The sequence below is a fragment of the Arthrobacter sp. ov118 genome, from assembly GCF_900116495.1.
Lineage (GTDB): Bacteria > Actinomycetota > Actinomycetes > Actinomycetales > Micrococcaceae > Arthrobacter.
The window spans coordinates 150,163-171,796 of record NZ_FPAY01000011.1; the positions used below are offsets into that span (position 1 = coordinate 150,163).

Here is a 21,634-nt window from a genome sequence, read left to right on the forward strand (position 1 = left end):
ATGCACTCCAAGCACGCATCGGTTGCATCAGCATCTAGAGAAAGACGAGCACCAATGAACGGAACCATTATCGTGGGAGTCGATGGCAGCGCAACCGCCCAAAGGGCGGCCGAAAAGGCACGCGACATCGCTGCAGGACTTGGAGCGACGCTTCACGTCATTACTGCCTTCGATAACGACCAAACGGAAATTGTCGGCAGCGGCAGCGACACAACGATCATTTCCGGCGCAGACCAAGCAGCAGCCGTCGCCCGGAACGCCGCGTCAAAGATCCTTGGCGAGAACCTGCGCGTCGAGCACTTCGCAGTCCGTGGAACACCGGCCCAGGCATTGATCAGCCATGCCGAAACCTACACGGCCCGAATGATCGTTGTGGGCAACAGGCGTATGCAAGGCCTAGGCCGCGTCCTTGGAAGCGTGGCCAACCATGTGGCTCACCATGCCCCGTGCGACGTATACGTAGCAAAAACGGACCGAGCAGAGTCCTAGCCACGGCTGCTGTTCGGAAGTCCCCACTTGCGCCCTGGTCAGCCAGCATAATTTGTCCGCTATATGCCAGGTATCTAGTTAATCAATCCTTCCAAAAGTGATGGCGGAGGCGTCTCGGGCCGGCTGCTCCGGTGCGTGGGACAGGGGGACCGGGGCCTACGGCTCTTGAGTGGCTTCCCCGGTCAGCCGGCGGGCATGAGCGTATCGAAGCTGCCGGAGCAATTCCTCGGGCCGCTGATTCGAGTCCGATTCAGCCCAGGTAGCCATCGCTATGTCGAAGCAGGCGAGGCTGGCCTGGACGAGGATCTGTCCCCGAGGTGCTTGTGGTCGCCTTGCAGTCGCGCGGCGATGGGCTCAAGCAGGTGCGCCCAGAGCAAATGCTTTTCGAGGTTGCGGGCACGGAGTGATGCGGTGCTGGTCAGGACCCGCATGGCTCGCTTGCCACGTTCGCGGTCTCCCGGCTGAGCGAGCAAGGCTTCGTAGGCGAGCCGCAGAGACGTCCATACCGGTTCGTCGGTGGGACGTGCGGCGAGTTCGTCGCGGGACAAATTCCCCTGGCCCGGCGGGGTTTGCCGATGACGGCGTCCACTTTGGCGGGGAAGTACCTGGCCGAGGACACCACCCGCGGAGCTCATGCCGTACACCCGATATCCGCGGAGAGTTCGAATACTCAATCTTCGCCCACGAGGTCGAGCCACTGCTGCCTGTCCTCGAAGAACTGGGCATCGACCTGGCTGCGTACTCGCCGCTCGCGCGGGGTTTCTCAGCGGCGCTGTCCAACCTGCGGATGACATGCGCCATGCACTCGCTTGGGGGAAGCCGGAAACTTCGAAGCGAACGTGGCATTGTCAACGATCTGACCGATTTCGCTGGCAGCAAGGGGGCCACGCTTTCGCAGCTCCCCTTGGCATGGCTGCTCGCCCGCAAGGATTGCATCGTGCCTGTTCCGGACATTGCCGCCGCAGACCTCGTCCTGACCGACGCCGGCCTCGCCCGCATCGATGAGATTGCATCAAACGGCGGCCGGGGCGGGAAGGGCGGTTTGAGTCTTCACCCCGCTCCAAGACCAAGGGCTCAGCGCACGCGTACCCGTAACGTCACTCTGATCGGAGCCCACTAGGACGGCCCGACCGGTACCCACCGGAGCGACATACCGAACCTTAATGACGGCTTGAATGGTATCCACCTGTGGGCATGGAACTCACGCTAGGCTGTGGGCCGCAGCCGGTCCATCGCTGCCCCGCGGGCCGATGAGCTCGTTGTCAAAGAGCAAACACTGGCGGTCCGGGCGCCTGGGGATCGCGTGCGATGGTCGACCGGTTATCTGCAGCAGCATCAGCCCCAAACGGAGTGTAGGGGGCCGGACATTGTCCGGCCCCCTACACTCACCGAACTGCACCCACTGGGACGGTGGGGTAGTGGTTACTCGACTCCGGCGACGTATGCCGGGGACTTGCGCAGTTGCTTTTTCAGGCCGAACGAGAGGATGCCAGCCAGAATGAACGTCGATGAGAGCATCAGCAGACCAGGGGTGTCTGTGCCGAAACTCTCCCGCAAGGCACCGAGGATGTAGGGTCCGACGAAACCTCCGATGTTTCCGATGGAATTCACGAGGGCGAGGGCCACCGCTCCAAGGGCACCCGGGAAATGTTGGGATGGGAAACTGTACAGCAGGGGAACACAAGCCTGGATGCAGGCACCGAAGCAAAGACCGATCAGGGCAATCACCGGGTCACCCACGAGGCTACTCACAAGCATGCCCGCGGCCGAAATGAAGAGCATGATCGTCAGCAGCGGTCCGCGCCGGCCGTGCTTGGCGGTGTAGCGGGAGACAAAGATCAGGGCGATAGTGGCGAGGACCCAGGGTATCGCCGACAGGAGACCCGATTCCACATTGCTGGTTCCGAACTTCAGTTTGATGATCTGCGGCAGCCAGTAGGTGACGGAATAAAAGCCGATCATCATCAGTGTGTAGACCAGGGAGTAGTACCACACCTGCGGATTCTTCAGGACAATTCGCACGGCGGCCAGGCCGTGGACGTCCTGGACGCTGGTGAGGTCCTGGTCCCGCTCCATGGCCATCTTAAGGATGGCTTTTTCCTCAGCGTCAAGCCATTTGGCCTTTGCGGGGGAGTCATGCATCACAAAGAAGCAGGCAATGCCGAGCAAGACGGCCATGCCGCCTTCAATGATGAAGACCCATTGCCAGCCTGTGAAGGCCAGGAAGCCATCCATGGTGAGGATCCACGACGTCAGGACCGCGCCGAAGGCCAACGAGACAGGAATGCCGATCTGGAAGAGGGAGTACGCCTTCGTCAGGTGCCTTGCCGGAATGAACAACCCGAGGTAGAACAGGATGCCGGGGAAGAACCCGGCTTCCGCGACGCCCAGGAAGAACCGCATGATGTACAGGGATTCGGCTCCCGTCACCCAGGCTGTCGCAATGCAAACGGCTCCCCAGGTGACCATGATGCGGGCGATCCAGATCTTGGCCCCGAACCGCTTTAGGGCCAGATTGGAGGGGATTTCGAAGACGACGTAGCCGATGAAGAACAGGCCTGCCGCCAGCCCGAACATCGTGGGTGTCAGGCCAAGGTCGTCAGCCATGGCCGGGCCGGCAACGGAAATATTCGTTCGATCGATAAAGGAAACGAACAACCCCAGGACCGAGATCGGGATGATGTACCGGAGGACCTTGGAGATGACTTGGTTTTCCCGGGGAGAGACCACCGCTTCCGGTGGAACTACCAGGCCAGCGTCGGCAACTCCTGGTTCACGCTTTAGTGAGGACATGGCTTGTGCTTTCTGTGAACTTCGTTGTTCGGGGACAGGTGTCGTTACTTGGTGGAGTCGTGCGCCGAAACGGTAGGTTCGATGCCTTCAGCACCGACCACGTCAGCCCACACCTCGAAGCCGTGCTGGAAGGTGACCACACCTGCTTCCGGCAGCGTAATTTCGATCGCTTCCAGGATCTCCTGCGCGGAGACTCCCAGATCGAGGGCAACCCGGATGTGGGCGGCAATGTGCCCGGGGGATGCTTTTAGAACGGTCAGGCTGGTGATGAAGATGAGTTCCTTCGTCGCTTTACTCAGCAGGCGTTGGTCCGTGTATGCCGCGGCCACGAGGCCGTTGGCTGCCTTGAGTACGTCCATGTCGGCGTTGGCCATCAGCTTGTGGTACGGCAACACGTACCCACGCTTTTCGGCCATACCGTTGACGTAGTCGAGGGCTTCGTTTGTAACAGTCATGATGTCTTTTCCTTTGTCTCTCCGTCGCTAGGACGAGGGGGCTTGGTTGGTGTGTGGGTTCGAAGATTCGAAGATTCGCGGAAGTGCGGCGAAGCTGGCTTGTGCCACGTGATGCACGCCGGCCAGGCGGGCACCTTCCGCATCGCCGGCGATGATGGCGCGGGCGATGGCCCTAATCTCGTTGAGGCTGTGTTCATTGCGCCCCTTGGCCGAAAGTGAGTACCGGCGGAGAAGCTGAATCCGTGCGTGCAGCAGCTGCAGCGTGGCGGTCAGCTCGGGGTTACCCGCGCCGTCAAACAAGGCATCGTAGAAGTCGTCCTTGGCGATGATGACCTCATCCAGGGAGCCGCCGGTCATCGCGAGTTCGATTTCCTTGATGGTTTCGGCGAGCCGGTGCTTCTGCGCAAGGGTTCCGCGCTGGGCAAACAGGCTGCATGCAAGGGACTCCAAGGCCCCACGAATTTCAAAGAGGCTTTGCGCATCGGCATACGTTATTTCAGCCACGACCGCCCCAACATTAGGCCGGACAGTAACGAAGCCCTCGGCCTCAAGCTGCCGGATGGTTTCACGCACCACCGTGCGGCTGACATCGTACGTTTCGCAGATATCACGTTCACTGATTTTTGATCCAGGCGGCAACTTGCCGTCGCTGATGTCCGCGCGGATCCCCGCGGCCACCCTGCTCCTGGTCGGTGCTGCGGATTTGACCGCCGAGGACTGCTGGAGAGACACAGGCGGGGCTCCTTTCCCTGGGCGTTTGATTTCCCCTGCTGCTGACCGGTCATACAAACCGCGCACCGGGGGTAACTTCGATGGCTGAACGGACCGCTCAACAGCTCCTCAGGGAGGAGATATGGATCACAAAGGCCGCGCCGTAGCCCAACGATAATACAATCCTTCCGTGCCCGCAATACCTATGCTCTAGCGTAGAGGGGTGAAACAGAGCCAGCAGGGGCTCCTCTCCACCGTGCCGAAGCAATGGAGGCGTCGCAGATTGTTGACTTGCCTTTCCGGATTGTCATATTGTTGCTTCGGGGCCGCCCGACGTGCCTCACATCACACACCAGGTTCTCAAGGGAGAGATATGACCAACGAAGCTGTTTGCGCTGAAGTAATCGAACGCGTGCTGATCCGCGAGACGCTGGAAAAGTACCTCGGGTCCTTGGATGACAAAGACTGGGAAGGCATCGCCGACTGCTTCACCGAGGACGCCATCTCGCACTACAACAACGAACCTGAGACTCTGCAGGGCGGTGTTGGGGTCGCGACCTGGCTCCACCGCATGGTCGCGTACGATGCCACCGACCATTCGCTGAGCAACGCGCGGATAAAGGTCGACGGCGATACAGCGGAAGCCCACAGCATCGTAATGGCCACTCTGCATCAGGGAACCGAAGGCATCGGCCGCGTACAGGTGCGCGGCATTGACTACAAGGACAAGCTGGTGAAGATCAACGGGGAATGGAAAATCCGCGAACGTCTGCACCGCCCGACGATGCAATACGACGCACTGTCACAGTCCAAAGTGCTTTACTCGGGCAACAAATAAAACTACGGCCGCGGCTTACGTATCCATCCCGGTACGCCGGGCACCAAATTGGCAAACAACGGAGACATCATGGACGAGACACCTACCCAGTACGCTTGGCAGCGGCCGGGCCAGCGGAACCTGCACATCACCCTCATCGACGGGCCGAACATGCCCAATCTCGGAAACCGTAACAAGCGCGTCTACGGACCTATCTCCTCAATCGAAGCCCTGCATGACTACGTCAAGCAGATTGGCGCCAGCCTCGGCGTGACGGTGGAGACCATTGCTTCCAACCATGAGGGAAACATTCTGGATTTCATCCACGAATCGGCAACCCGCACCGATGCGTACATCCTTAATCCCGCGGGCCTGACCAAAACGGGAGAACCCACCCGGCACGCGCTGGAGGAAACTGGAAAACCGTGGGTGGAAACGCACTTCTCCAACATTTCCGCACCGCCGTGGTCCGGCCGCGGGCTCCCCGGTGGTCCCTGGGAATCCAACTTCACCCGGTCTGCGACCGGCATGTCCATGGGCCTTCGGCACCACAGCTACCTTGGGGCCTTCGTGAGCCTCGTGTCCGCCTTGGATGACGCCGACTTCCTTGGCAAGCAGGCAGAGTAGGGTTCGCCACTCATGGCCGCGCACACACGAACACAGAGCGAGGACTCCATCTTTGGCCCGGAGCACGAGACGAAGTGGGTCAACGCAGTAAACGAGGACCCCGAGTTTCAGCTGGCGAGCCGTTGGACTGATGTCGAATTCGAGATCAGGAGCGGGGAGGAAACGAGGACCTTCAAAATCACCGGTGGCCGCCTTGACCGCACCGACCGGTCTGACAGCGACCGTGTCATCGTCCTCGAAGGCACCCAGTCAGCCTGGTCTGACTTTCTGGCACCAGTACCGCTGCCCAAAAACCACCACATCCTCGCGATGGATCGCCACCGCAGCGACTTCTCGATAGCCGATGGCCGCCACTGGTTCATCCAAAACCTGCGCGTCATGGACCTCGCTCTCCAGTTGTTGCGTCCATCGGCACCAGTTAAAGGGAGAGAATCATGACCGATTTTGAACCCATCACCGGCCGCTACATCACCGTCGAGATCGCCGGTGAACCCAACCGGATCTACTTTGAAGAGTCCGGCGAGGGGATACCCGTCGTTTGCCTGCACACCGCCGGCGCCGATTCCCGCCAGTACCGGCATCTGCAAACAGACCCCGAGGTGCTGGCCAGTTACCGCGTCATCGCCTTCGATCTGCCCTGGCACGGGAAATCCCTTCCCCCGGGTAAATGGTGGGAAAGGGAGTACCTTCTTACTGCCGAGTTGTACGTGGAAACGGTGATGGCGCTCATCCACGCCCTGGAACTGGACCAGCCACTTGTTGTGGGCTGTTCCATGGCGGGATCTCTGGTTCTTGAATTGGCGCGGCTCCATGGAGCTGAGCTAGGCGGAGTAGTTGGCTTCTCCGGCGCGGCCAAGGTCAACGGCAGATTCCATGACTGGCCCTTGATGCCAGACATCAACAGCAACCAGGTCGTACCATCCTGGACTTACGGCCTCATGGCTCCACAGAGCCCAACGGAGGCCAAGAAAGAAGTCTGGTGGATGTACAGCCAAGGCGGCCCGGGCATCTACCGGGGCGACACCTACTTCTACAGCGCGCTGGATCTTCGGGGCAAGGAAGAGCAAATCGACACCAGCGTCTGCCCCGTCTATCTATACACGGGGGAGTATGACTACGCCTGCACACCGGAAGAGACGGAAGAGACCGTCTTTGCCGTACCCGGTGCCAAGGGTGGCCGGATGCCTGAAATCGGCCACTTCCCCATTTCCGAGAATTACGCGCTGTGCAGGGAATACCTGTGGCCCGCCCTCAACGAACTCAAATCCAGCCGCGCTGCGCGTACGTCACCGCAGCAGAGCATCGAACATACGGTGAGGACGTCATGAGCGACTACTTCCAGGTTATCGCCCACTATCAGGTCAAGACCGGTGAGATCGAAACAGTAGCCGGTCTTTTAAGGAAACTGGCAGATGCCAGCCGGCAAGAGCCGGGCAACCTTGCCTACGACTACTTCCAGGACTTCTCCGATCCCGCGCACCTGGTCATACTCGAGCGCTACATCAGCGCGGAACACTTCACCGAACACCGCGAGAGCCCTCATTTCCGTTCCCTTGGCCTGGAGCAGATCATCCCACGGCTTGAGTCACGCCAAGTGGAAATGTATTCATCCCCACCTGCCTGACCAAAGAACTCAGTGGATGCAACCGCAGGCGGCCCTGCGGACAGCCGTCCGACCAACACACCTTATCGAGGCAAACCATGGCTATTTCCGCCACACGAGAGAACGACCTTCTCGCTACCGTACCGACAGAATTATTTATTGCAGGACAGTGGCGTGCTGCAACGGACGGGCGCGTGTTCGATATCGATGATCCTTCCACCGGGAAAGTGCTTCTTAGCATCGCAGACGCTGGCCCCGCCGATGGACGGGCAGCCCTCGAAGCCGCCGTCCAAGTCCAGGAGTCGTGGGCAACCGTGCCGCCAAGGGAACGCGGAGAGATCCTTCGCCGCGCTTTCGAGCTGGTAACTGCACGTGCCGATGACTTTGCCCTGCTGATGACCCTTGAAATGGGCAAACCGCTTGAGGAAGCACGCGGTGAGGTCACCTACGGGGCAGAGTTCTTGCGGTGGTTCTCCGAAGAAGCCGTGCGGATCTCAGGACGCTACTCGGTAGCGCCTGACGGCAAGTCCCGGCTCCTTGTGACCAAGAAGCCGGTAGGCCCCTGCCTCTTGATCACCCCGTGGAATTTTCCCCTCGCGATGGCGACACGCAAGATCGCTCCGGCGATCGCCGCAGGATGCACAATGGTCCTGAAACCTGCGAATCTGACCCCGTTGACCTCGATGCTTTTCGCGGCAGTTCTTGAGGAAGCGGGGCTTCCGGCCGGCGTCCTCAACGTCATACCGACCAGTACCGCAGGCGAGGTGACCGGTCCGCTCATTAAGGATGGCCGGCTCCGGAAACTGTCCTTCACAGGTTCCACCCCCGTTGGACGGCAGTTGCTCAAGGATGCTGCGGAAACGGTTCTCCGCACGTCCATGGAGCTCGGGGGAAACGCACCTTTCATCGTGTTCGAAGATGCCGACTTGGATGCCGCAGTCGAGGGGGCGATGGCGGCCAAACTCCGAAACATGGGGGAGGCATGCACCGCCGCGAACCGTTTCATCGTCCACGAGTCGGTGGCCGATGAATTTGCTGCAAAGTTCGCGCAGAAGATGTCCGCACGCGTCATCGGCCGGGGAACCGAAGAGGCCAGCACCATCGGTCCGTTGATCGATAAGAAGAGCCGCGATAAAGTCCACGAACTCGTCACGGGCGCCCTCGCACAGGGAGCAACCGCCCTCACCGGCGGTGACATTGTCGAGGGGCCCGGCTACTTCTACCATCCGACGATTCTCAGCGGTGTACGACCGGAATCGGAAATTCTCCAGCAGGAGATCTTCGGGCCCGTCGCACCGGTCACCCCGTTTGCGACCGAAGACGAAGCGGTAAGGCTAGCCAACAACACCGAATACGGCCTGGCCGCCTATGTATTTACGCGTGATGTTAACCGTTCCATCCGTATTGGTGAGCGTCTTGAATGCGGAATGCTGGGCCTGAACACCGGGGTGATTTCCAACGCCGCCGCCCCGTTCGGCGGTGTGAAGCAGTCCGGCCTCGGACGTGAGGGCGGAACTGAAGGGATCGGCGAGTACCAGTCAATCCAGTACATGGGGATTGCGGACCCCTACGCCACCTGAGAAGGCCCCGGCTCCTAGCTCGCCAATGGTGGCCCGCCGATACTTTCACGGTAGGTGGGCCACCACCAACGGTCCGGAGATAGTTTTTCGCCCATAAGAGGAGATCTGCTGCGCCCTGCAGCGGCGACCATATTGCCCAACCAACTAGCACAGGAGGGTGAAGACGATGGCCACGTCGCAAGGAGTAGGACTTCCAGGCAAAGCCCCCCACGCACCTGCACACCCAGGGACTGTTTCCAACTGGTCTGAGCTCGTGGTGGGGGAGAGGGTACTGCTGGTCGGTGCCGGCAGAGACCGTTTCACGGGAGCCGTTGACGATGTCTCAGCCGACGGCACGGTAATGTGGCTGGTCCTCGAGGACGGGGATGGACGCAGACTGTTCCATCAGGCAGACAGCTACCAAACGATTGTCGACCCGAACAGCAGGTAGAACCACCGCTGTCGTTTGAGGACCTGCCTACTTGCCCGACAGCACGCAACCGGGGTGGAGCACCGGCTCGGCCTTAGCCCCCAATCGTACAAGGGACTCGACCACCATGAAATCATCCAGCGCAGACACCGTCACCGTAAGAATTCTGATTCGGTCCGAAATGGACCCAAGACTCGAACAGGCCGTGGATGCCCTCTCAGGACGGGCCAGGGAACGCAGGTGTGGCATCCTGGTCACGCGCACCGGCCCAAGTACCTTCACCGCAAGCCTGGGTCAGGACATCCCTTATGGGACAACACGCGAAGCAACCACGTGGTGAGGGTGGAACCCTAAACTCTGGCTCGTGCCATGCCCGTTCCTTCGGATTCACGGCCTCACCGCCAGCTCGGCACGCTTTTGCACAGCAGCCTTTCGAGCAGCCGTCCAACTGCAGACTGGCAAGGAGTCCGTGACGACATCGATGTTTATCTTTCTGGACGCTGGCCTCCCGGCGTGGCCCAGAGGAACGTTTGGATGATCCGCGGCCCGAAGGGCCACACATGGCCCGAAGCCTTCCTGGCTGACGTTGACACCGCAATCATTCGAGCTGCGGGCTCCATCACGCATGCCAGATGGTTGCGGCCGATTTTCGCTGCCGTTCTCGACGACTCCTACGCCCGGGGGCAACTGACCACATCGAGTCCGGGGAATAGGTGTGGAAGCGCAGGGCTGCCCGTATCGGCTCGCAACTGGGGTCTACCTCAGCGTCTCGCCAGCTCGCTCAAGCCCTGCAACCTCCTACTTCTCTGGAGTTACACCGTTTAGATTACAGTCCCCCGGCGGATCCTTTTGCTGGCAGGCCGCAAATGAATGCCTTCACGGCTGAAGACCAAAAGGTTTTCCCCAGCCTCCTCGAATCCGTTATCAGCCGCGCGAAGATCCAGCGTCGGTGCGCGAGCAGAGACGAATGCTCTGCTCGCGCATCAGGCCCCTCAGGGCTATTGCTGGTCCGTCGTGACCCGAAGAAGGATTCGTTTGGCTCGTTCAGTGACGGGTCGGTCAACCAATTGTCCAGCTACCTGAACTGCCCTTCCTTCCGCCTCAACGACCGACCGTGCCCAGGAGATCTCCTCTTCGGTTGGCGCGAATGCCGCCCTGACCGTGCTTAACTGTCCCGGATGGATGCACAGCTTTCCACCAAACCCAAAGTTCCGTGAAAGTCGCGCTGACTGGGCTATCTGGGAAGAGTCACTGATTTCCGTTGACGGGGTATCCAGCGGGGCAGCAATGCCAGCTACGCGTGATGCCACGACAATTTGGGATCGAGCATGATCCAGGAAGCGATCACCCCCGTCAGCGTTTACGTCCAAGGCGTAGTCAAGGGCGCCAAACGCCAGCCGCGTTATCCCGGGAATCCTTGCAATGTCTACTGCGTGGTGTATCCCGGTGGCCGATTCGATCAGCGGAACGATGGCCTGATCTGCTGGAAATTGCTTACGGAGCTGGGCCAGAAGTTCTGGATCTTCGGCCTTGGGCAAAATTAGCCCCAGCAGTCCGTGCGCTGCAGATGCGGCGAGGTCGAGCAGCGCCGTGATTTCGTGCTCATGTCTGGCTGAGTTAACGGGATTGACCCGCACCAGAGCGCTCACCCCGCCCCCGGCCATGCCCTCTACGGCTGAGGTGAGGGCCGCAGCCTTATCGTCTGCGGCTACGGCGTCCTCTAGATCAATAATCACCACGTCTGCCCCCGATGCGGCCGCCTTGACGAACCTTTCGGGGCGGTCACCTGGTACGAATAGAGCCGTGACGGCCGCCGCGACAACCTCAGCTCCGGTAGCGGCCAACAAGGGTTCTGCAACTGCCCTAGTGCTTTCTGCGGCGCTGGGCAGTGTGGATGGATCAGATCGGGTTGGTTCCTGTGCTGTCATGCCTTTATCTCCTTTGACTTACTGCGACCGGTTATCGGTTCAGGCCTTCCGGCTTTGTTCTGTATTGGATTGTTGCGTGGCGAGCTAGGAACACCAGCAAAGCGGCTTTTGCCTACTCCGTCTCGCCCGCCGCGCATCAGGTGGCGGTACAAGAAATCGCGATAGGCTTCCCGGTGACCGTCCGCCCGGGCAAGGCGGCCCGAGGCTGTACGGTTCAATCGTTCCGACTCCTCATCGCTCGGATCCTGGGACTATTCAGGAGATGGGCGTCAGCAGCGTCCCGTCAGCAATGAACCGCCTGAGGTTTGCGAGGGTAAGTTCCGCCATTGCATGACGTGTTTCTTGTGTTCCGCTTGCGAGATGGGGCAGCAGGACCACGTTGTTGAGGGCCAGCAACTCTTTAGGTACTTTGGGCTCTTCAGCGAAGACGTCCAGGCCTGCTCCTCCGAGCCTTCCCTCAAGCAGAGCCTGCACGAGCGATGACTCGTCGATTACGGATCCTCGGGCAATATTGATGAGATATCCATTGGGTCCGAGCGCATCGATGACTTCTGCGTCAACGACACCCTCCGTCTGCTGGCCACCGGAGGTTGCGACTATCAGCACGTCCGACATGGCAGCGAGCTTTGCCGGGGAGTCGGCGTGCACATAAGCGACGTCATCCACCCGGCGGCGGTTGTGATAGCTGATAGTGCAATCAAAGGCCTCGAGGCGGCGCGCGATGACCCTTCCGATTCGACCGAGGCCGAGAATGCCTACTCTCTTCCCACTGGCTTTCGTGGTCAGCGGGAAGTGGCCTTTGGTTGCCCAATCTCCGTTGCGCACGTAGCGATCAGCGGCGCTTGTCCGCCGGAGCACGTCAAGATACAGGGCCACTGCAGTGTCAGCGACGCAGTCGTTTAGAACGTCAGGCGTGTTGCTAATGGCGATGCCGCGTTCCCGGGCTTGGGCTACGTCGGTTGTGTCATGCCCAACGCCTAAATGCACAACAGCCTGGAGCCCAGTCAGTTCGCGCATCAGTTCCGTCCCCACACCGAAGCGGCCGGAAGTTACCACAACCTGAAAATTCCCTCCTCGGAGTCGCAGGAACTCCTTTCGCTCCTCGGGGAGATCTGGAAGTCGCACTGCTCGGTACCGGTCTTTGAGGGCATCCTTCAAAGCAGGCATCAGGGGCCCTACCTGAAGGACGGCAATTGTTGGAGTCGAGGCAGGGTTCATGCGGTCGTAGCCGAGGCCAGTCCGAGATCACTGATCAGTGCTTCGAGAGCGAGGATGCGGTGGGCGTCCCGTACGTGGAGGCTTTCGGTCATCTGTCCGTCAACAACGATGACGCTTTCCCCGGCTGTCAGTGCTTGTTGGTAGGCAGCGACGACGGTACGGGCATGTTCTACCTCCGCCCGTGAAGGCCCGAATGCGGCGTTGGCCGGCTCGATCTGTGCTGGGTGGATCACTGTCTTGCCATCAAAGCCCATGTCACGGCCCTGCTGTGCTTCGGCGACAAAGCCCTCATGATCGGTGATGTTGTTGTAGACCCCGTCCAGGATGGTTTTTCCCGCAGCTTTGGTTGCAAGGACGGCGAGGGACAAGGCAGTCAGGATGGGAGCTCGACCCGGTCTGGACACACCGTGAATGTCATTGATGAGGTCATTGGTACCGATCACGAGCGCAGCCAGGCGATCGCTTGCTGAAGCTATTTCTTCCGCTCTCAGAAACGAGCCAGGTGTTTCGATCATCACCCACAGCTTCAGTCCGTCAGGGGCCTGTTGGCGTTCCAGCTCACGAGTCAGCCGCTTGACTTCCTCACCGGTTTCGACTTTGGGGACGAGCACACCATCTGCTCCGGAGACGATTACAGCCGCCAGATCGGCGTCATGCCATTGAGTACCAAGCCCGTTGACCCGGATCACGATCTCCCGTGGTGCATAGGTGCCGGAGGCGACTGCATCGCACACCCGGGAGCGGGAGGCGACTTTGGCATCGTCGCCGACGGCGTCTTCCAGATCGAAGACGAGCACATCGGCCGGCAGGGACTTGGCTTTCTCCATCGCTCGATGGTTGTTGCCGGGAACATAGAGGGCCGAGCGGCGCGGACGTACCTCAGAGGTCATGTCTATCAGGTCACTTTCAATGGAGGAAGGGTAGTTTCGGCCGTGGTCCTGAGAGCATCACCCGGTGGACGCTCACTGGCAGTGTGGCCATGACGAGGGGGAGGCGGCGGGGCAGTTTCGTTGCGATTGTCGGCGGCCCGGGTGGCCGCCATTCCTGCCCCGCCGGGTCTGGGAGGGGAAGTTGCCAGCTGACGGGGTCGCAGCAGTGAAGAGAGCCGCGTTCTAGGCCTGAACACGGTCCTGGCAAATGCGGGGGTCAATTCTCCAGATGTCTATTCCGTCGCCAAGGTGAATGAGCATCCTTCCCTGTCCCCGGGTCAGGTGGATCCATATAGTGCTGCCATCTGCAGTTGCTTCGTCTACGTAGCCGTTGCCCAAGACGGAACTTCCACGACGAAGTTCTACCAGTTCCCGGCGCCACAAGTATTTCCACTGCTTCATCAATAGCGGTTGGCGGCTGTGCCTTTGCTCTTCGACGGTGCGAGACCGCGTTGCCAATTTCCGGTTCGGCGTCGCGGGCCTAGCGTTATGTTCAGGGCCAGTGACGCCGGAGCCCGAGCTCTGAGTTTTATTCATTCTGATCTCCCTCCGCTTCGGGACGGACCCTGAGTGGGTGTCGCAACTCGTTGTTCTAGAACGGGTTGCAACACCCCTCTTGATTTGCCTTTAGCTGCTGCGGGGACAGGTCCGTTGGCCGCGCCTGCTGTTAGTCGTCCTGCTCTTGAATGTTGGTCGTGAAGTACGAGCTCAAGAGGGAGCTGATGCACACCACGGCTGCTGCGCCGAATGCCCAGGGTGCAACGTACTTGTCCACATTGGTAATGAGGCCGCCGGAGCCTATGATCAGGCCGATTCCTTGGCCGGCTACAACGATGATTCCGGCGACGATGACGAGCAGCAGCGATGCGGTGAAGACTGTCTGGATGATCTTGGCCGGCATTGATGTCCGTGCCGGGGCTGGGGGAGCGGTTTGTTTGATGGTCATTTGCTGTTCCTCCTTGGTGTTCTCAGGCGATCGGCAGTGCGCCGGAGCCTATGAGCACGCCGAGTGCGATAAATGGGAGCACGTACAGGGTGACAAGTGGAAGGAAGGTCTTTACGGGGTCGACCTTTGCCTGGCTGGCGGCGATGTAGATGGGGGCGCCTGCGGGGGGAGAAGCTCCTTCGGTGGAAGCGAAAATGAGGATCGCGGCGATGGCTGCGACAGGTGCGATGCCCGCGGCGGTGAGGGCCGTGAACGCGACGCTGCCGAGGGTGGCCGTTGTGGCGGCGGCGGGCAACGGGCCGGCGACAAGGACCATGACGACGCCAACGACGATGAGCAAGACGATCGGGTTGGCGTTGAAGCTACCTAGGATCTTGTTCATCGACTCGGCCAGCCCGAGCTTGGTCAGCACTTCCGAGGCGGCGAAGGCAAAGAGCACCGTGGCGCCGACAGCGACGTAGGACGGGGCGGTGCTGGCGGCCAGCCGGGCAACTTCCTTGGGCTTGTGGGGAAGTTTCTTAATACCCAGGGCTGCGGTGAGGACGAGCATCAGTACCGGTATCCAGACCACGATATTGATGGCTTTCAGGGCCGTGGCACCAACGTGAACGGTGAGGAACTCGTTGACCGGGCCGACGGTGATCAGCAGCGGCACCAGGATTCCGAGGAACACCAGCAGGGTGAGGTAGCCGTTGCGGAAGGCAGTGGAGAACTTGACCAGTTCAGATCGGTCTACTGCGCCGACGCGGTGTCGCCGGATGAAAAAGAAGGTCACGATAAGGCGGTAAACCATGATCCAGGCAGCGGCCAACATCAGGGGGACAAACACGCTCCCGAGGCTGGCGAAGGGTGCGACGGCACTCATGCCGAGCAGAATCAGCAAGGAGGGGCTGGGTGGGATGACGTGGCCGAGGCCGGCGTTGCCGGCGACCATGGTGGCCGCTACGTGACTGGGCCACCCGGATTTCTTCATCCAGGGAACAGTGACGGCGCCGACGGCTGCGGCGTTCGCCGATCCGCCGTGGGAGACGGATCCGAACAGGCCGGAGGCGATGGTGGAAACGTACCCTGCACCGCCGGGGACGCGGCCGAGGACTGAGTTGAGGATGTCGATCTGCCGGTGGATGATTCCGGTGAGTTCGAAGAGCATGCCCATGAACACGAACGCGACGACGGAGAACACAATGGGGTTCATGGCTGCTGCGGTGAAGGATTCCCATGCAACGGCAGGAGCCGCGGCGCCGGCGAAGAGGCACAGCACCACGAAGGAGATCACCATGGATTCACTGACGCTGCGCTTGAAAACCGTGATGAGTAGTACGACCGCTGCCAGGTAGGTGAGGAGGGCAATGATGGAGAGATCCATTAGTTCATCCCTTCCGGGTGTACGGGCGCGGTGGCGTGGACTTTAGTCGATTCAGATGACATGGCGGTCCCTCAGCTCTGCAACGTCGTTGTCGGTGAGGCCGAGCAGTTCCCCGTACACTTCATAGTTGTCCGCGCCGACCGCCCTGCCTAGGTAGCGGATCACGCCGGGTGTTTTGGACATCCGGGCCACTGGCGCCTGGACGCGCATCTCGTCGAGGTCATCGTCCTTGACTGTGACGAACGTGCCGCGGGCTTTGACGTGGGGATCCTGCATCAGCTGCTCGGCGTCATACACGGGACCGGCGGCGACGCCGGCGGCGTCGAATTCGGCGAGGACCTTGTCGAGGGGCCGTTCGCCGATCCAGTCGGCGATCAGACCGTCAACCATGTCGCGGTTGGCGATGCGGCGCAGCGGGTCGGCGTATTCGGGGTCGTCCCGCAGTTCGGTGCGCCCGATGGCGTCGAAGACTTTTAGTGCAATGGACTGTGAGCTGCCTGAGAGCGCGATCCAGCGCCCGTCGGCGGTTTTGTACGTGTTACGCGGGACGCTGATGGACCATTTGTTTCCGACGCGGCTGGAGATCTTTCCCAGCTGGTCGTATACCAAGGTGGCCTGTTCGGCAAAGCGGGCGAGCGGTTCCAGCAGGCTCAGGTCAATGAATTGACCTTCGCCGGTCCGTTCGCGGTGGAGCAGCGCTGCGCTTACTGCAAACGCTCCATGAACGGCGGCGGTGCAGTCGGCGAGCATGAATCCCGGCAGGGTCGGCGGGCCGTCGGCTTCACCGGTGATGTGTGCGAATCCACTCATCGCTTCCATGATGGTGCCGAAGCCTGGCTTGTCGCTGTTCGGGCCGGTGCTGCCGTATCCAGTGACATGGATCATGATGAGTTTGTCGTTCAGGGCGGACAGATCTTCCCACGTCAGGCCCCAGCGCTCCAGCGTGGAGGGTCTGGTGTTGACGATGACCACGTCGACCTCGGCTGCGAGGCGACGGAACAGTTCCTGGGCGGCTTGTTCGCGGAGATTCAGGGAGACGGTGCGCTTATTGCGTCCCAGGCTCTTCCACATCAGGTTAATGTCGTCTTTATTGGCACCCCACTGCCGGATTGGGTCTCCCGTTCCCGGCATTTCGACCTTGATAACGTCGGCCCCATATTCAGCCATGTAGGTAGCAATCATCGGACCGGCAACCAGCGAGGCCGCGTCCAGGACTTTGATGCCTTCGAAGGCCCCGGCGCTCACAGTGCGGCCTCGACGGTCGTGGCGGATGCGACGATCTTGCGTGCCCGGTGCACTACGGGGTAGTCAACCAGCCGGCCGTCGACGACGACGGCTGCAATGCCGTTCTTCTCGGCGGCGGTGAATGCCTTGATGATGTTCATTGCTTGTTCTACTTCCTCCCCGGAGGGGGCGAACCCTTCCTGGGCGATGGGGACTTGCGAGGGGTGGATGAGCATTTTGCCGGCTAGCCCGAGGCTGCGGGCCTGGCGGCACTGTGCCAGAAGGGCGTCGGGGTTTCGGACTCCGAGGAACGGGCCGTCCAGCGGGGGGTTGACTCCTGCGATGCGGCACGCCAGGACGAGCGATGAGCGGGCGAAGAGGAGTTCTTGGGCGTCGGGGGTGTGGTCGATACAGTGGATGCCGACATCCAGCATGTAGTCCACGAATCCGAAGATTGCTGTTTCGATCCGTGCCGACGCCCGGAGGATTTCCACGGCGTTGTAGACACCGGCGGCGGTTTCGATCAGGGGGATGATGCGCGTCTGTCCCTCGGGGACGCCTGCGCTGCGTTCGGCTTCGGCCAGGTAAGACTCGACGAGGCGGACGCTGTCGGCGTCGTCGGTTTTGGGCAGGACGATGCCGTTCAGGTGCGGGTGCATGATCGCCGCGACGTCCTCGGCCGTCCGCCCGGTGGAGACGGAGTTGACGCGGACGAACACCGGGTAGTCGGCGAAGGCATCAGCGGCGATCGATGTGAACGCGTCAGCCCTGGCACTGGTTTTCAGTGCGTCGCTGACGGCGTCCTCGAGGTCGATGACAGCGGCGTCTGCGCCGGTCGCGGCAATTTTCGCGATTTTGGCCGGCTCCGTGGCGGGGCAGAACAACAGTGTTCGCAAGGGGGTGGGCATGGGGGGCCTTTCGAATGTGGGCCGCGGCGGTGCGGTCCTGTGCTGTTGCCGACTCCGGGGTGTGCTCTGTGCCGGCAGAGGGGCTTGCCGCGCGCTGCGGGGGTCGGGCGTGTGTTGCGGGCTCCGGTGCTGGGGGACTGGTCCTTGTGAGTCCGTGTCGGTCCTTGCGCAGCATCGTAAAGGTTGTGGGGGCTGGTGCCGGTTCCCGCCGGATGGGCGAAAAGTCCGGAATGTTAGCGGTCCCGTTCGGGTCTTCCGTAAGGCTGCTTTGCCTAAGGGGACCGTGATGAGATTTCGCTACGCTCGGATATTGGATCCAAAATCCAACATCCAAAAAAGAGATTAGTGCGTTGTGACCCTAAACACAAGTACCTATTTTCGAGTTCATTGGTCGGGGCCCTCGCCTCGCGGACCAGGCCGCGGGCACGATTTTGGGCGCGCAACAGCCACGCTGGGCGCAGGCCCATGGAAGCTGGATGGAGCCTTCGTGCAAGCCCCAGCGGCCCCGCACCACGGCGTGAGCAGGCGGTCCGGTGACCCTTCGGGGCCAGACTCATCGGAGTTCTTGTTAGCTGCTCATGACGGAGGCTTGTGCCGTTGACGTTGAGGGGTTGACGACGCCCGCTTGGGCGAGCTGGGCGATGTCGTCATAGGAGAGGTGGAGGAGCCGGCTGAGGACGTCGCCGGTGTCGTGTCCCAAGGAGGGTGCTGGTACTGGTCCCTGGGTGCCGGTGCTGAAGCTCAGCGGGCTTCGGGGTGCCAGTACGCGGCCGACGCCGTCCTGCTCGATGCTGGCGAACAGCGGGTTGGCTTCCGAGCACCGGGGGTCTTCTGCCACAAGCTGTCGGAAATCCCGGTAAACCCCGTAGAGGGCGCCGGCTTCGGTGAGAGCCGCTTCAGCATCAGCCAGGCTGCGGGCTGCGAACCATGGGGCCAGCAGGTCCGAGATGGCACCCCTGGCGGCGTAGCGCCCGCCATCGGTATCGAGGTCGGCTCCCAGTAATTGGCCGAGTTTGTCCAGGTCGCTGGAGAGCCCAGTCGCGTTTTTGATCGCGTTCCACTGCCGGGGGGTCATGGCCGCAATCATGATTTGCCGTCCGTCGGTGGTGCGGAAGTCACGACCGTAGGCGCCGTAGACGTAGTTACCGTCCGGACCGCGCGAGTGGTCGTTGATTTGAGCGTCGGCCACGTAGCCAAGGTTCGCGACGGTGGCAAGCATGACGTCGGAGAGGGCGAGGCTGACCTTCTGTCCCAGCCCTGTGGCGGCGCGTGACCTTTCGGCGGCCAGGATCGCCACGCTCAGGTACAGGCCTGCGGTGATGTCCCATGCCGGCAGGACATGGTTGACCGGTTCCTCGGTCGTCCCCGTGGCCGTGGGGAACCCGCTGGAGGGGTTGACGGTGTAGTCCACCGCCGGGGAGCCGTCGTGGTTGCCTGTGAGTTCAACAACGATCAGGTCTCCCCGGCCGCGGCGCAGCCGCTCGTAGTCCAGCCAACCGCGTGCCGGGAGGTTGGTGACCAAGATGCCCGCGTCGCGGATGAGGGCAGAAGCAAGGGCCTGGCCTTGCTCGGACTTGAGGTTGAGCGTCACGGATTGCTTGGACTTGTTCAGGCTGGCCCAGTAGATGCTCTGCCCCGAAGGTGCCAAGGGCCACCGGTTGAAGTCGACGTTTCCGGACAGCGGGTCGATGCGGATAACTTCAGCCCCCAGCTGGGCCAGGGTCATTCCGGCGAAGGGCGCCGCGACGAACGCGGAGACCTCGACGATGCGCAGGCCGGTCAGCGGGCCGACGGAGCTCACGCGAGCTCCCCTGCAGCAGCGGCGACCGCGGGGATCGAGGTTCCGGCAAAAACCGGCCGCTCCTTCGCGCGGAAGGCGCGGACGCCTTCGGCGCAGTCGGCCGAACTAAAGGCTGCATCGCTCCAGCTGAACGAGTCTTCCTTCAGCGAATCCCAAGAACGGTTGTGGGAACGGTCAATGAGGTCCTTGGCCGCGGCCAGGCCAAGGGCCGGTCCGGCTGCAATCGTGACGGCCAGCTTGAGGGCCGCTGCACGTGCTGTCCCGTCGGGCACCAGCTCGTCGATCAGGCCGATCTCGGATCCGGTCCGGGCGCTGATGGGTTCGGCGGTGAAGATCATTCTCTTGGCCGGGCCGGGGCCGATGCGGCGGGCCAGGCGGACCGGGCCCCCGCTGCTGGGGAAGACTCCAAGCCGGGTTTCAGGCAGGGCGACCTTGACTGACTCATCGGCGACGATGAGGTCGCAGCACATGGCGATTTCCAGACCGCCGCCGAACGCGAGGCCGTTAAGCGCTGCGATGGTGGGCTTGGGCAGCTGCTCCAGTTTGCTGAACGTCGCGTTCTGCGGGCGGAGCTTTCCTTCCACGACCCGTCCGGGCTGCATGAAGGTATCGAATTCGCTGATGTCCGATCCGGCGCAGAAGGCCCTGTCACCGGCGCCGGTCACCACGAGGACGCGGACCTCGGGGTCGGTGGCCGCGGCGTTCAGATGCTCGTCAAGGGAAGCGGTTAAAGGCAGAGAGACGACGTTGAACGGGGGATTAACGAGTTCGATGACGGCGACACCGTTGTCGACACTGTAGGTGGTTGTTCCGGTAGACATCGAAACACCCTTTCTGAATGGCTGGAGCGGGTAAATGGCCGGCGGCGCATAGGCAGGAAGCGCGTTGACGACTGTGACAAGGGCCCCTTGTGCCTTGGGCCACATCCAGAGTAACCTAATTTTGGATCCAAAATCCATAATCCAAAGAACAAATGTTGGGAGGTGGCCCCGATCGTCCCTTAGACTCAGGAGATGACCCGTCTGGACACAAGGCCCTTGGTAGAGCGCATAACTGATGAGCTGCGCGCTCAGGTCATCGATGGCCGGCTTAAGCCAGGGTCCAGACTTCGCCAGGAGGAGATCGCGGCTGAGCTGGGTATCAGCAGGACTCCGTTGCGGGAGGCTTTCCGCCGGCTGCAGGGGGAGGGATGGTTCCTCAACCATCCCCGGCAGGGCATTGTGGTCAGCTCGCTGTCCATTGAGGAAGTAACGAACATTGCCGTTGCCCGGATGATGCTTGAACCGACCTCGGCGCGGCTTGCTGCTGTCACCCACGATCAGGCCGCGGAAGACCGTATGCGGGCACTGATCGCCGAGCATCCGGTCCCTGAAGACGCGCACGCGTTTTTCGAGATCAACCGGGATTTCCATTTCCAGGTTTCCGGGATCGGCGGCCCTGACTCTGAAAGCACCGATTTGAGCCGGATTATCGCCAGATACTGGGAGCAATTCTCCCGCTACAGGCTGTATTACTGGCGCAGCACTGACCATGTGGCACTGTCCACGCACGCCCACAACCAGATCGCCGACGCCTGGCTTGCCCGGGACGGGGACAAGGTCGAGAAACTCGTGGCGCAGCACATCTGGGTAGCCATCAAGGACCAGATCGCGGTGCTTCACCCGGAAGCCGAGGTCGACGCAGCGCTGCGTACCCTCTGCTCCCGGTACGACATCGAAGTCTGAGCCTTCCCCAAAGCGGCAGGCATCCCCACGCTGGCGCTCCTGACCCTACCCGCGTCATCGCCGATGCCGTTCCTGCGTTCTTGGAACGTGCCCGGGACCGTTCCAG

At 61.3% G+C, this 21,634-nt stretch carries 22 protein-coding genes; 9 read left to right on the forward strand and 13 right to left on the reverse strand.

Translation table 11 applies throughout. The annotated features are described in order from the left end of the window. The first annotated feature begins 54 nt into the window (after window positions 1-54). Window positions 55-489: a universal stress protein gene (locus tag BM372_RS18005; protein ID WP_090956813.1), complete on the forward strand. Its 435-nt coding sequence runs from the start codon at window positions 55-57 to the stop codon at window positions 487-489. A 269-nt stretch (window positions 490-758) separates the two neighbouring features. Here the strand turns inward: BM372_RS18005 and BM372_RS20785 are convergent, their stop codons facing one another. Then, a complete protein-coding gene (locus BM372_RS20785) occupies window positions 759-1,124 on the reverse strand; it encodes a hypothetical protein (RefSeq protein WP_177236053.1) in 366 nt (121 codons plus the stop codon). Here BM372_RS20785 and BM372_RS20550 point away from each other — a divergent pair. Further along, window positions 1,013-1,609, forward strand: a complete 597-nt coding sequence (locus BM372_RS20550) for an aldo/keto reductase (RefSeq protein WP_177236067.1) — start codon at window positions 1,013-1,015, stop codon at window positions 1,607-1,609. The two genes, BM372_RS20785 and BM372_RS20550, sit on opposite strands and share 112 nt — an antisense overlap. Before the next feature lie 302 nt (window positions 1,610-1,911). Here the strand turns inward: BM372_RS20550 and BM372_RS18010 are convergent, their stop codons facing one another. From BM372_RS18010 to BM372_RS18020, 3 genes are read right to left on the reverse strand one after another with little or no spacing between them, the layout of a single operon-like run. Further along, complete coding sequence (locus BM372_RS18010; RefSeq protein ID WP_090956814.1) at window positions 1,912-3,282, reverse strand: MFS transporter; 1,371 nt, start codon at window positions 3,280-3,282, stop codon at window positions 1,912-1,914. 44 nt (window positions 3,283-3,326) lie between these two features. Then, window positions 3,327-3,737: a carboxymuconolactone decarboxylase family protein gene (locus tag BM372_RS18015; protein WP_090956815.1), complete on the reverse strand. Its 411-nt coding sequence runs from the start codon at window positions 3,735-3,737 to the stop codon at window positions 3,327-3,329. Window positions 3,738-3,764: 27 nt separating this feature from the next. Continuing rightward, window positions 3,765-4,415 carry a GntR family transcriptional regulator gene (locus BM372_RS18020; RefSeq protein ID WP_218160893.1) on the reverse strand — a complete coding sequence of 217 codons (651 nt, stop codon included), beginning with the start codon at window positions 4,413-4,415 and terminating at the stop codon, window positions 3,765-3,767. Between the two features lie 406 nt (window positions 4,416-4,821). Here BM372_RS18020 and BM372_RS18025 point away from each other — a divergent pair, with 406 nt between their 5' ends. From BM372_RS18025 to BM372_RS18050, 6 genes are all read left to right on the forward strand, one after another. Beyond that, window positions 4,822-5,286 (forward strand): nuclear transport factor 2 family protein, encoded by a 465-nt coding sequence (locus tag BM372_RS18025; protein WP_090956817.1) that lies wholly within the window; start codon window positions 4,822-4,824, stop codon window positions 5,284-5,286. Window positions 5,287-5,355: 69 nt separating this feature from the next. Then, window positions 5,356-5,892 (forward strand): type II 3-dehydroquinate dehydratase, encoded by a 537-nt coding sequence (locus BM372_RS18030; protein ID WP_090956818.1) that lies wholly within the window; start codon window positions 5,356-5,358, stop codon window positions 5,890-5,892. Window positions 5,893-5,904: 12 nt separating this feature from the next. Continuing rightward, window positions 5,905-6,330, forward strand: a complete 426-nt coding sequence (locus tag BM372_RS18035; protein ID WP_090956819.1) for a hypothetical protein — start codon at window positions 5,905-5,907, stop codon at window positions 6,328-6,330. Beyond that, window positions 6,327-7,220 carry an alpha/beta fold hydrolase gene (locus tag BM372_RS18040; protein WP_090956820.1) on the forward strand — a complete coding sequence of 298 codons (894 nt, stop codon included), beginning with the start codon at window positions 6,327-6,329 and terminating at the stop codon, window positions 7,218-7,220. Before BM372_RS18035 ends, BM372_RS18040 begins: the two co-directional genes overlap by 4 nt. Continuing rightward, a complete protein-coding gene (locus tag BM372_RS18045; RefSeq protein ID WP_090956821.1) occupies window positions 7,217-7,516 on the forward strand; it encodes a putative quinol monooxygenase in 300 nt (99 codons plus the stop codon). The genes BM372_RS18040 and BM372_RS18045 overlap by 4 nt, the downstream gene beginning before the upstream one ends. Before the next feature lie 77 nt (window positions 7,517-7,593). Beyond that, window positions 7,594-9,075: an NAD-dependent succinate-semialdehyde dehydrogenase gene (locus BM372_RS18050; protein ID WP_090956822.1), complete on the forward strand. Its 1,482-nt coding sequence runs from the start codon at window positions 7,594-7,596 to the stop codon at window positions 9,073-9,075. 1,407 nt (window positions 9,076-10,482) lie between these two features. Here BM372_RS18050 and BM372_RS18055 read toward each other — a convergent pair. The 9 genes from BM372_RS18055 to BM372_RS18095 all read right to left on the reverse strand — a co-directional run bounded on the left by BM372_RS18055 (window position 10,483) and on the right by BM372_RS18095 (window position 20,625). Then, window positions 10,483-11,412, reverse strand: a complete 930-nt coding sequence (locus BM372_RS18055) for an HpcH/HpaI aldolase/citrate lyase family protein (RefSeq protein ID WP_090956823.1) — start codon at window positions 11,410-11,412, stop codon at window positions 10,483-10,485. Between the two features lie 255 nt (window positions 11,413-11,667). Further along, entirely contained in the window at window positions 11,668-12,579 is a 912-nt protein-coding gene (locus BM372_RS18060; protein ID WP_256214394.1) for a 2-hydroxyacid dehydrogenase, read from the reverse strand. Window positions 12,580-12,626: 47 nt separating this feature from the next. Next, window positions 12,627-13,520 (reverse strand): HpcH/HpaI aldolase/citrate lyase family protein, encoded by an 894-nt coding sequence (locus tag BM372_RS18065; RefSeq protein ID WP_090956825.1) that lies wholly within the window; start codon window positions 13,518-13,520, stop codon window positions 12,627-12,629. 706 nt (window positions 13,521-14,226) lie between these two features. Beyond that, window positions 14,227-14,505: a hypothetical protein gene (locus tag BM372_RS18070; protein ID WP_090956826.1), complete on the reverse strand. Its 279-nt coding sequence runs from the start codon at window positions 14,503-14,505 to the stop codon at window positions 14,227-14,229. 22 nt (window positions 14,506-14,527) lie between these two features. Beyond that, window positions 14,528-15,871, reverse strand: coding sequence for a TRAP transporter large permease subunit (locus BM372_RS18075; protein ID WP_090956827.1), 1,344 nt, complete (start codon window positions 15,869-15,871; stop codon window positions 14,528-14,530). 51 nt (window positions 15,872-15,922) lie between these two features. Continuing rightward, window positions 15,923-17,116 carry a CaiB/BaiF CoA transferase family protein gene (locus BM372_RS18080; protein WP_218160894.1) on the reverse strand — a complete coding sequence of 398 codons (1,194 nt, stop codon included), beginning with the start codon at window positions 17,114-17,116 and terminating at the stop codon, window positions 15,923-15,925. Further along, window positions 17,113-18,003 (reverse strand): HpcH/HpaI aldolase/citrate lyase family protein, encoded by an 891-nt coding sequence (locus BM372_RS18085; RefSeq protein ID WP_090956828.1) that lies wholly within the window; start codon window positions 18,001-18,003, stop codon window positions 17,113-17,115. The genes BM372_RS18080 and BM372_RS18085 overlap by 4 nt, the downstream gene beginning before the upstream one ends. Before the next feature lie 568 nt (window positions 18,004-18,571). After that, complete coding sequence (locus BM372_RS18090; protein WP_090956829.1) at window positions 18,572-19,804, reverse strand: CoA transferase; 1,233 nt, start codon at window positions 19,802-19,804, stop codon at window positions 18,572-18,574. Next, window positions 19,801-20,625, reverse strand: a complete 825-nt coding sequence (locus BM372_RS18095; RefSeq protein WP_090956830.1) for an enoyl-CoA hydratase/isomerase family protein — start codon at window positions 20,623-20,625, stop codon at window positions 19,801-19,803. The genes BM372_RS18090 and BM372_RS18095 overlap by 4 nt, the downstream gene beginning before the upstream one ends. Window positions 20,626-20,817: 192 nt before the next feature. On the opposite strand from BM372_RS18095, the gene BM372_RS18100 reads away from it, so the two are divergent. Further along, the gene (locus BM372_RS18100; protein WP_090956831.1) at window positions 20,818-21,528 is read left to right on the forward strand and encodes a GntR family transcriptional regulator; all 711 of its coding nucleotides are present in this window, start codon (window positions 20,818-20,820) and stop codon (window positions 21,526-21,528) included. Window positions 21,529-21,634: the final 106 nt, after the last annotated feature.